A 10,993-nucleotide genomic window follows, 5' to 3' on the forward strand; every position below is an offset into this window, starting at 1 on the left:
ACATACGGAGGGCCTTCCTCGGAGTGCTGGTTTCGCAACTCCCACTCAATCGCGGAAGGCCCTCTCTTCACGTCACAAGTCAGCGCGTGTCATCGCACTGCCTCAACCAACCTGTCCGGTCAGTACAGCTAGACCTCGCACCCCGATCGGAACCTTCGGCATCATCCGCACTCGCCGCACAGATGGCGGACGTTACGTCGCCCGCACCCGGTGCCGCGACTGGGATGGCAAAAGTCGACACGTCCAGGTCACCGGTGCGACTCGGCCCGCTGCAGAACGGTCGTTGAAGAAGAAACTCGTTGAACGTGACCTCTTCCACCCAGGCTTCTCCGGGATGAGCGCAGACAGTTCCTTTCCCGCGCTTGTGTCGTATTGGCTCGAAGACATGGATCTCGAAGATCGTCTCTCGCCAACGACGAGGCTGCTATACGAGCGCAACATGCGCACCCTCGTTCTACCCTTCTTCAAGGACGTCACACTCCGGGAGATCGGGGTGGCCCGCTGCGACTACTTCCTCAAGCAGCTCGCGAAGCAGAGCTACAACCGAGCACGCCAAGCCCGAGTCGTCCTGCGGCTCGCACTCGGACTTGCTGTGCGCCATGAGATCATCCCTCGCAACCCGATGGATCATGTCTCCCGGCTCCGTCGCCCCACTCGCACCCCGGACGTGTTCACCTGGGACGAGCTCAAAGCGATCCGAACTGGCATCAGCGCCTGGGAACAGCGACCGATCAAGGCAGGGCCGAAACCGGACGGGCAACTCGGGCAGATCGTCGAAGTCATGCTCGGCACCTCAGCACGCATCGGCGAGGTCCTCGCGATTCGCCTCGGAGACCTCGACCTTGAGATTTCGATCCCTTCGGTGCGCATCTCTGGAACGATTGTCAGCCGAAAGGGTGAACCCACGCACCGCCAGGATCACCCTAAGACCGCCCGCTCCGTCCGCCGAGTCGCCTTGCCGGGGTTCGCACTCCAGGCGGTCCAGGCACGTCTCAAGAAGATCCGCTTCCCACACCCGGACGCACTGCTGTTCGCGACCCGCGTCGGGACACCGCACACGACCAACAACATCCGCAGGCAACTCAGGGACGTGATGGACAAGGCCGGGGTCGCGGACGTGACCCCTCACCGGTTCCGCCGCACCGCCGCGACCGCGATCAACGAGATCGGAGGACTGCAACTCGCCTCCGAACTCCTCGGCCACAGCGACCCCTCCATCACGAGAGAGCACTACATCCGCCGCAACGAGACCGTGAACCCGATTACGGCAGAGTTCTTGGAGAGTGCGTTTGGGAAGGCGAGCTGATCGCGACCGCGAGGCAGTCAGTTCTTTGCCCTCGTAACTCTCTACAGATGGGTGTCATCGGTAGAGAGTTAGGAGGAGGCTTCGCGTTGACCGGGGCAGTCCGTACGAGGCCGACGGGTCACGATGGCTGGTCATGTAACCCGCTGCAAGCACGCCCCATCGATACACTAAGACCGGAACGAACGTGCTGAGCCATCTGATTCACTCGAAAAACGTAAAATTCGGAGCGTTCGGTGCTATCATGGCGACATGATCCTACTGAGCTTCACTGTGCGCAACCATAAGAGCATCCGCGACGAGGTCGCGGTCGATCTCACGCGCCCTGCGTTGAAGACTCTCCAGCCGAAGGATGGCAGCTGGAGCGCGGCGAGCTACCCGCTCGCTGGGATCTTCGGGGGCAACGCAACCGGTAAGTCCGCAGTTCTCGACGCGTTCCGCTACGCCTTCACCGCGATCAGGCAATCTGCCACCGTTTGGCAGGAGGCGAAGTCCATGCGGCGCGCACCTTTCAAGCTTGACGGGAACTCGCAGACTTCAACGAGCCTCTACGAGCTTGATCTTGTCCACGACGGACGCCGTTACATGTACGGCTTCGAGGTCGATCGGGATGGAATCAAACGCGAGTGGCTACGTGATGTTCCTAGCTCGCGTTGGCGCACCCTGCTGGAGCGCGATCGCGAAGAGAACGTGCTCACGTTCCATCAGAGCCTTGGCTCCAAGATCGAGGTGACGCCCCGAGAACTCGTTCTCAGCCGCGCACTTTTGCTGAAAGACTCAGCAATCCACGCCTTCGCTCATGACCTTGTCGAGAGCTTCGACATCGTCCTAGTGAAGGACTCGCACCGGACGGCTCGTCTGAGGAGCCTCGCGGACTCGCTGGCAGATGGCGACGTGACGTTCGCTGACCTCGAAGCATTGCTTCAAGTTGCGGATATCGGTGTCATGAAGGTTGATATCGAGGAAACAAACATTCCGGAACGGATCCGCCGGGCAGTCCTTCGGTTCGAACGCGACTTGCGCGAAGAGGACGATGAAGACGCTAGCGGCGGGGGCCAGGACGACGGAGACGAAGAGCAAGAGGAACTCGAAGCCGATGAACTCGAACAGGTTGTGCGGCGTCTTCTCCTCACTCACCAGGGAACCGCTGACGACTGCCCGCCATTCTCCGTAGAAGAGGAGAGCGACGGAACCATCGCCTGGCTCGCGATCGCAGTACCTGCGCTAGAAGCACTCCGTGGAGGTGGGCTGCTCTTGGTAGATGAGATCGACGCAAGCCTGCACCCACATCTGCTAGAGGTGCTCCTCGGCGCGTTCGCAGACCCACTCGTCAACGCACACCACGCGCAACTCATCTTCACCAGCCACGAGTCATATGTCCTCTCACCACTAAGCGAGGTCCGCCTGGAACCCGAACAGATCTGGCTTACCGACAAAACCAACGAAGGAGTGACCGAGCTGGCCTCCCTAGCCGACTTCCCCAAGCACCCCGACGCCAACGTTGCAAAGCGCTACCTCACGGGACGATACGGCGGAACCCCGAGGCTCTCGCCGAGCCTGTTCGCCGCTCTCGTTGATACCGGAGAGGTGCAGCAATAGTGGCGGGCGGACAGCGTCGACGCCCCACCAGGCCGCATCGGCAACCTGCGCGGCGCATCCTTGTCGTCACGGAAGGAACCCGCACGGAGCCCCAATATGTTGAGGGATTGAACCGCTACCTGCGAAGTAGGGGCGCGACGGCTATCGTCAAGCCCGTTTCGGTGGGCAAGGACCCGCTGAAAGTCGTGCAGAAGTGCGTTGAGAAGAGGGACGAAGCAGCACAGAACGACAAGGGCTATGACGAGAGCGTGTGCCTGGTCGACGTCGATGAACATCAGACGTTGCCTGCGGCCGTTCAACTAGCTGAACGAGAGGGGATACGGCTTCTGATTTCGAACCTCAAGTTCGAGGCATGGCTGCGATGGCACGCTGAGGACAAGCGCTCGGTGCTCACCTCGACGCAGCTTGACGACCTCGTTGCCAAGCTGGGTCTCGTCAAAGGCAAGATCCTCTCGCAGTCGTTCCCGTTCCATCACGTGCACAGCGCAAGTGTTACGGCTCGAGCAATTGATCCTGAGATGCGGCCAGGGCGCAAAGGGCCGAACCCGTCGTCGGCGATGCCGATCCTCGTAGAGCTTATGCAAGGGGCTTGAACCGATGATCGCGACAGAGAAGTGCTGCCAGAAGTCAACGCGAACAGTTTGGTGCTTGCCTGGCGACGAGCCTCTGCCCATTTATATCGGTGCGCCAACATACCCTGGCATCGCAGCGCGAGTATCTTTTTCCACCGCGTCGGACTCGGTATCGATACGAATCCGCCGTAAACCACTAGGACTCGAGAGGAAATAATGACAGAAATAACCCACGCGCAGATTGCTGCGTTCGCTGCTGAGCGGATCAATCTGCCCCACGCTGATGCGGTCAAGCACCGTGGTCAGGTGAACGGACTCCGAGATCGCCTTGCCGCAAAGATCGCCGCCGATCCTGCATATGGACTTGTCAAGAGTCTCCATGCCGGGAGCGTTGCAAAGAGCACAGCACTTAAGAGCGTCAACGATCTTGATCTTGCAGTGTATGTCAAAGCGGCAGAAGCCCCGGAAGACGATTCAGAACTCGTCCCGTGGCTGGCGGATCGTCTCTACGAGGCCACCACGAACATGGATCGTGACCAATTCGAAGAGCAGACCCACTGCGTCACGGTCCACTATCGAGGATCTGGCCTCGATGTCGATGTTGTTCCCGTGCTATACGAAGGCGAAGCCAATGATGTGGGCTATCTCATCAAAAAGCACACTGGAGACAGACTGAAGACGAGTACACGACTTCACCTCGACTTCATCGCAAACCGGCGGAAGACGTATGGCCTGGATTTTCTGGAACTCATCCGCATAACCAAGTGGTGGAAGCGTCAGATCGTCACGCGAACCGATCCCGACTTCAGATTCAAGTCCTTCATGATTGAGCTGATCTGGGCTCATCTCGCAGATGAAGGCGTGCAGCTTACCGATTACCCGAGAGCTCTGGAAACCTTCTTTGAGTGGGTTGTGAAAACCGGTCTTGAAGAGCGGGTGACATTCACTGACTATACGTCCACGTTCCCGACTCGCGGATCTGATCCCATTGAGATTCTCGATCCCGTGAACCCAGAGAACAACGTTGCAAGCCGGTACGACAGCTTCGGACGAGACAAGATTCTCGATGCGGCTGGGTCCGCGTACGACGCTCTTACCGATGCTCGTTTTGCAACGACCAAAGGTCGCGCAGTCGATGATTGGCAAGAACTCCTCGGCCCCACCTTCAAGGGATAGACGTCAATGACCAGTTCCTACTCCATCAGTCAAACGTTCACGCTTACCCATGCTAAGCACCTTGCGTCCAAGGTTGTCAGCGACATGTACCAATGTCGAAACTTCTATGGTGAGCCCTCCGAAGCACAGATTGTGAACTACCAGGAAGAGCTGATTGTGATGCTCGCCGGTGGGTACGTGAAGGAATACGAGTTCGGATTCAAGAAGAACGACCAACGCATCATTTCCTGGCTGTACCGAGTCAACGCAAGCGGAGATCTGGTCGGTGGCACCGACGACCGCAGTGGTGGAGTCTACGCACGAGCCGACGTTTCCGGGGCGACGCATTTCAATTTCATGTCATACACCCAAGCATGGTTCGATCTCACCTCCACCGAACAGAGCGCAGTTAGAGCAAAGCACCCGATCAATCGGAGCACCGGCAACCTCCCGAGCGACGGCAGCGGATACTGGCATACCGACCGAACATATAGCAGCGCTGGCGTTGCAATCGAAAGGAAGACTTTCCGCCCATCATGACCGCTAACAGTGAACTCTTCGGCAACGTCCTCGAATACCCAGACTCAGCAGCCCTACAGCGTTTTGACGCCCTCGTCGGCATCGACCAGATCAAACAACGACTGGTGAACGAAGCGAGTGTCCTGATCAACCCCGACGTGCTTGAACAATGGAGCGTGAAACATCACGGATCCGCCCTCAACGCCGTTCGCGCCGTCGAAGAACGCACGCCCCTCATCGTCCTCGCCGGAGACGTAGGAACGGGCAAGACGGAACTTGCCGAGTCTGTCGGGGATCCAATCGCCCGCTCCCTGAATCTCCCGATGCTTACCTTGTACCCTCTCAGCCTGAACGCGCGTGGGCGAGGCCTTGTCGGCGAGATGAGTACCCTCATCACCCAAGCTTTCGAGCATGTCAGGTCCTCGCTTGGCCAAGCACGCGATAGCAAGGGAAAGATCCGCAGCGCAGCGATCCTCCTCATCGACGAAGCCGACGCCATCGCTCAGTCCCGTGAACTTGCGCAGATGCACCATGAGGATCGCGCGGGCGTCAACGCACTCATCCGTGCCATTGACAGTCTTCGCCGAGACAAACTCCCCGTCCTCACCATCATGTGCACGAACCGATCCGATGCACTCGATCCCGCAATAGCGCGACGTGCTGCTCATGTATTTACTTTCGAACGCCCGTCTGAGGAACAGCGAGCGCATGTCCTCACCCAAGCTCTCGCCGGGACGGATATCGCCGCGATGACAATCGAAGAAGCCGCACGACTGCTTGGCCCCAACGCTGAACGAGAATGGGGTGCCACTTACTCTGACCTCAGACAAAGGTTTGTGCCCGACCTCGTCCTCAACGCGTATGGGAATGACATGCCTATCACCGCGCAAGCTCTCAACGAAGCTGCAGTGTCGTTCGTTCCCACGCGCCCGTTTGGAGCGAACAATGGCTGATCCGCGCGGCCCCGTATTCGTTTCTTACCGCAGAAAACGACTGCGAGAGACAACCGCACTTGTTCAGGCGCTCCGCGACCGAGGTACGCCGACTTGGCGAGACGTAGACAATCTGCAAAATGAGCCAACCGAGGCAACAATTCGCGCTGTCCTCAACGACGACAAAACCTCCGGCGCGATCCTTTGGCTCACTCCCGACGTGAAAGACAGCCCAATCATTAGGGACGTTGAGGTTCCAGAAGCTGTCCGTCGTTACCGACGCGATAGAAACTTCTGGCTCGTCATCGTTCTTGCCAATCGGCTCAAATACGACGACGTCTCGGACCTCTTCGCCGACGCTCTCGGTGTGGAAGACCTTAGCACCTGGAATCTCACCAAGGTGGCTGCGCCGTGGGCTTCGACGAGTGACATCTCCCAGATCGCTAACACCGCTTTGAAGCAAAGGATCACGAAGATCTCGGAGGCAACGCCGTCGCCACAGGTTGCCCAGGTGGTGGTCCATGCGAAGGGTACGATGGCCGCTCCATCAGGTGTGGACCTGGCGGTCGATTGGACCAGACACTTCAAAGATGCATCCCCGCGCACCGAAGACTGGACAACTATGTCCGAATCAGCGCACGATATCGCGGCTGTATTAAAGCAGCTTACGCAGCCTTTCACTGATCTGCAGCTAACTGGGACCCCGTCCGTTCCGACAGCCATGCTCCTTGGCTCTACCTACTCAGGCAGAGACGGTCGGAGCCCTGCCTGGGTACAACGCCAGCCCGATGGCCACACGACGACACCGTGGAGAATATCTGACGCCACCGATGCCTCGATCGCAGATCAACGCGGTTGGAAAGCCTCTCCACCCGTATACAGGGATACGTCTGCTCACGCTCTCGCTGTCTGTATCAACATCAGCGACGACGTATCTGAAGCCTTCGCTCGGAGTCGCTCGGTCTCACCTGCGTGGCGCGCGGTTCTAACAATTGGATCGCCCGCAGGGCGCAACACACGCGCCATGCCACTTGCCCCGGACGAGGTGGCTTCTCTCGTTCATCTGACCGTTGATGCGATCCGCAACGTTCGTTCCCAGGTGAGTGGCATCGATTCGATCCACATTTTCATTGCAGGGCCAGCAGGCTTCGCCTTCTTGCTCGGAACTGTCATCGCCACGTTACCGCCCATCACAACTTACGAGTACGACACCTCGACCACGCTGTACGTGCCTGCGGCAACATTCACAAGTTAACTGACGCTCATGGTTAACCCCGAAGAATCCGCACCACAATCTGCGGGCGTCGATGTGTATGTCATAGCTTATGACGAAGAAGGCAACGAGATGCGATTGCTCCCCTCCGAGATCACCGACGAAATAATGGACCGGTCACGAAGCTTCGGCATCGATAAAGGAACTTGGACTATCGAGCGCATTAAGCATGGACCGCTGGTCGCAGCCGAGTCCCAGCTTCGGCTCGCCAATGTCGGCAGTCTTGGCAGAGCCATCAACGACAACTACTACGGCACGCTGCTCATCGTGGACCGGACAAGCCCTCCCGTCGACGAAGACATCTGGGACCTCGAGAAGCGATACGACGTCGACATCAGAGATGAATCAATCGTTGCAGTGATCAAGCAGCGTTACCCGACCCAGCCGGAGAAGACTCCGCAGGAGATTGCGGCCGGGCTGGCGGGCATTGCCGCTGCCTACGAGTGCCACATCACGGAGGTGGAGTTTCTGCTGCCTGACGGTGACAAGCCGGAAGACTGGCTCGCTCAGTGGGACGGAGATGGCGAATGGGACGAGCGCTTCCGACGGGAAACCATCGAGACCTTGGCCGTGACCGCGCACGACGTAGTTATCTATGTAGCTACCGACTCTGCCAACGCTATGTCGGTCCTTATGGAAGGTGCCGCCGCGATCGCAGACTTCGTAAAGGCAACACAGGACGGACCGCTCGACGCTACCGACTTGCTAAACCTCCTGCGCGGTGGGCACTTCAAGGCACTCATAGGGGAGGAAGAGTCCAACTATCTCGAAGTAAAGACCCAGATGCATCAGATCTCTGCACCCGGCGACACTGGCAAACGAGCAAAGGTGGAGCTCGCACAAGACGTTGCCCGCTTTGCTAACGGAGACGTCGATGCGATCCTCATCATCGGTTACAGGGAAGCGTCTGGCAGTGGAAATATAATCGGGAGCGTCACGCCCGTCGTCGATACTGTATTCAACATTCAGCAGATTCAGGATCTGTTGGACGCACGGATCGTGCCACCGGTCGACGGCTTGGTAATCGAGAAGTTCCCGGTAACCGACACCGACAGCGTGCTCGCAATATTTGTCCCCAGGCAATCCAAAGAAATGCAACCATACCTCGTACACGGCGCGATAGTCGAAGGCAAGATTGAGGGTGCGTTTTTCAGTATTGTCCGTCGCCGCGGAGAGGGATCTATTACTACGTCGCCGCAGCAAATACACGCGTACATCGTTGCGGGGAAGCGGTATCTCCGAGGGAGCGACTAGAGGCTTGGACGCTGCCGTCGGGAGAGCACGCTGTGACACTGACGCTCACCTGCGCGTAGGGGCAGCGGTCCGTACCTGACAAGGAGTGTAGCTCGCCTGATACTTCCATAAACCCCACGTAAACCCCTGACGGATCTGCCGAAAGCTATCAAGAGCCGGGACCTGGCCGGGACCTGATGCATGCAAACCATGCAATCCATGACGTGAAATGGGGTCGTTTGAGGGGTAGAGATGCGCGGAAAATCAAGGAATCAGGCTGAACCGACTACCTGGGGGTCAAGGGGTCGTGGGTTCAAATCCCGCCAGCCCGACCATGTGATGTCGCGAGACATCGGAATGTGATGTCGCAAGACATCGGAATAGGGTGAACCCACGATTTGTGGGTTCACCCTATTTTTGTTTTTGTTGTGGCTGGTAGTCGTGGGTGGGTCGATGTTGAGCTCGCGCAGGATTTCTCCGGTGGTGGCGTTGATGATGGTGACGTCGAGGTTGGTTCGATCGTGAAGTCGGCGATGATCTCGCCGGTGTTGCGCATGATTGTCATGACGTGGGGCGTGGAGGAGGGCGGTGACGCGTTGATGTTTGTAGGCGCGGCCGATGCCGACGTCGTGGAGTTTGTCGGCGTAGCGGATTGAGATTTTGCCGGTGGTGGCGATCTGGTCGTAGCGCACGCGCCATTGTGTGCTGTCGGCGTTGCGGGTGGGGTATTCTTTGGCGGTGGCGTGGTAGCCGCGGTGGGGTGTGGTCTAGCTCGAGTGCCTGATGGGGGCGTTGAGTGTTGTAGATCGGGTGGAACTGGTCGAGTAGGGCCTGCAGTTCGGTGGTGCTGCCGCAGGAGTGCAGATGAGCGGCTACACCGATTGAATATCGGTTTTGTGGACTCAGACAACGTCGTCCAATGTTCGAGCGTCGGACCAAGATTCCAGATTCGCGACATTGTCGCGCTGACTCCTGCCCGATTGAAGATTCAGAGTATTGTGAAGTGTATGACGCTTCGACAGGGTGACCGTCCCTCTCCTGATGAGCCCACTCCTCCGCCACTTTCCACAACCGGGCGGAGCGGTGTCCCAGTAGGTGAACTGGCTGACTTCATCGAGGATTTCGGACTCGGATTAGAAAGCTCTGGTCTTCCTCGGGCAGCGGGACGAATGCTGGCGTGGTTGATGGTGTGTGACCCGCCCGAGCAATCTGCCGAGGACCTCGCCACTGCGTTGCAGGCGAGCGCGGGTGGGGTGAGTACAAATGTCCGATTGCTCATGCACATGCGGTTTGTTGAACGTACCGGTAAGGCGGGGGAGCGGCGAGCGTACTATCGCACGACCCCATACGTGTGGTCACAAGCAATGGCTTACCAGGAACAAGCAGTCACCGAGCTCCGCGAGTATACGGACCGGGGTCTGCAAGTCCTTGCGAACGCGGACCCTGAGCGGACGCAAAGGCTGACTGACATGCGTGATTTCCTGTCCTTCATGGAACGTGAGATGCCGGCCTTGCGCCAACGATACGACGAGAAAAGAGGTTCCACGATATGAGCGACAACGATGCGATCAGCACCAGGGCACTGACGAAGAAGTTTGGTGAGATTGTCGCGGTTGATGACCTCGACTTGAACGTGCAAAGGGGAGAGATCTTCGGATTTCTCGGTCCGAACGGGGCGGGGAAGTCGACGACAATTGGGGTCCTGTTGAACCAGCTGCAGCCAACCGCTGGCTCCGCCACGGTCTTGGGACGCGACATCCGCACCGACTCTCTCGAGATCCGGCGCCGGGTCGGCTATGTCCCTGGTGACTTGGCCCTCTACCCGAAACTGACTGGGCGCGAGATGATCGAGTTCTTTGCAGGCCTTCGCGGCGGGGTCGATATGACCTATGTCGATGAACTCGCGGCCCGATTGGATGCGGATCTGTCTCGCAAGGTCGGGGAGTATTCAACCGGGAACCGGCAGAAGGTCGGTCTTATCCAGGCCTTCATGCATAAGCCCGAACTGTTGATCTTGGATGAGCCGAATGCGGGGCTTGATCCCCTTGTCCAGCAGACCTTCCAGGAGATGTTGCGTGAGGTGCGAGCCGATGGACGCACGGTGTTCCTGTCCTCTCACACCCTGTCCGAGGTGGAGCGGGTGGCGAACCGTGTCGGCATCATCCGTCACGGGCGACTGGTTGTCGTCGAGAGCATCGACGTGCTCAAACGCAAAGCCATCCGCCGGCTCGAATTCGAATTCGTCAAACCGGTGCCGGCCGACCTGTTCGCTGGGCTAGATGTACTGACCGGACAGGTTGGTTGAGGCAGTGCGATGACACGCGCTGACTTGTGACGTGAAGAGAGGGCCTTCCGCGATTGAGTGGGAGTTGCGAAACCAGCACTCCGAGGAAGGCCCTCCGTATGT

The 10,993-nt window shown here is 58.5% G+C and carries 10 protein-coding genes; 9 read left to right on the top strand and 1 reads right to left on the bottom strand.

All coding sequences use genetic code 11. From position 1 onward, the window contains the following. The 8 genes from H7E91_RS11050 to H7E91_RS11085 form a co-directional block, all read left to right on the top strand. On the top strand, positions 1–1,306 hold a 1,306-nt coding region (locus H7E91_RS11050; RefSeq protein WP_206680432.1), incomplete at its 5' end, for a tyrosine-type recombinase/integrase. Positions 1,307–1,555: 249 nt separating this feature from the next. Further along, the gene (locus H7E91_RS11055; protein ID WP_182355157.1) at positions 1,556–2,902 is read left to right on the top strand and encodes an AAA family ATPase; all 1,347 of its coding nucleotides are present in this window, start codon (positions 1,556–1,558) and stop codon (positions 2,900–2,902) included. Continuing rightward, positions 2,902–3,495 carry an RloB domain-containing protein gene (locus tag H7E91_RS11060; protein ID WP_182355158.1) on the top strand — a complete coding sequence of 198 codons (594 nt, stop codon included), beginning with the start codon at positions 2,902–2,904 and terminating at the stop codon, positions 3,493–3,495. Before H7E91_RS11055 ends, H7E91_RS11060 begins: the two co-directional genes overlap by 1 nt. A 195-nt stretch (positions 3,496–3,690) precedes the next feature. Next, the gene (locus H7E91_RS11065; RefSeq protein WP_182355160.1) at positions 3,691–4,650 is read left to right on the top strand and encodes a CBASS oligonucleotide cyclase; all 960 of its coding nucleotides are present in this window, start codon (positions 3,691–3,693) and stop codon (positions 4,648–4,650) included. Between the two features lie 6 nt (positions 4,651–4,656). Continuing rightward, positions 4,657–5,169, top strand: coding sequence for an HORMA-1 domain-containing protein (locus tag H7E91_RS11070; protein ID WP_182355162.1), 513 nt, complete (start codon positions 4,657–4,659; stop codon positions 5,167–5,169). After that, positions 5,166–6,101: an ATP-binding protein gene (locus H7E91_RS11075; RefSeq protein ID WP_182355164.1), complete on the top strand. Its 936-nt coding sequence runs from the start codon at positions 5,166–5,168 to the stop codon at positions 6,099–6,101. The genes H7E91_RS11070 and H7E91_RS11075 overlap by 4 nt, the downstream gene beginning before the upstream one ends. Then, on the top strand, positions 6,094–7,335 hold the full coding sequence (locus H7E91_RS11080) for an SAVED domain-containing protein (RefSeq protein WP_182355165.1): 1,242 nt from the start codon (positions 6,094–6,096) through the stop codon (positions 7,333–7,335). Before H7E91_RS11075 ends, H7E91_RS11080 begins: the two co-directional genes overlap by 8 nt. Positions 7,336–7,344: 9 nt before the next feature. Continuing rightward, positions 7,345–8,607, top strand: a complete 1,263-nt coding sequence (locus H7E91_RS11085; RefSeq protein WP_182355166.1) for a hypothetical protein — start codon at positions 7,345–7,347, stop codon at positions 8,605–8,607. Positions 8,608–8,858: 251 nt separating this feature from the next. Here H7E91_RS11085 and H7E91_RS11090 read toward each other — a convergent pair whose 3' ends face one another. After that, positions 8,859–9,278 (bottom strand): hypothetical protein, encoded by a 420-nt coding sequence (locus H7E91_RS11090; protein ID WP_182355167.1) that lies wholly within the window; start codon positions 9,276–9,278, stop codon positions 8,859–8,861. Positions 9,279–10,135: 857 nt separating this feature from the next. Here H7E91_RS11090 and H7E91_RS11095 point away from each other — a divergent pair. Next, positions 10,136–10,891 (top strand): ABC transporter ATP-binding protein, encoded by a 756-nt coding sequence (locus H7E91_RS11095; protein ID WP_182355169.1) that lies wholly within the window; start codon positions 10,136–10,138, stop codon positions 10,889–10,891. The last annotated feature ends 102 nt before the right edge of the window (positions 10,892–10,993 follow it).

The organism is Flaviflexus huanghaiensis (assembly GCF_014118685.1).
In the GTDB taxonomy this organism is placed as follows: domain Bacteria; phylum Actinomycetota; class Actinomycetes; order Actinomycetales; family Actinomycetaceae; genus Flaviflexus; species Flaviflexus huanghaiensis.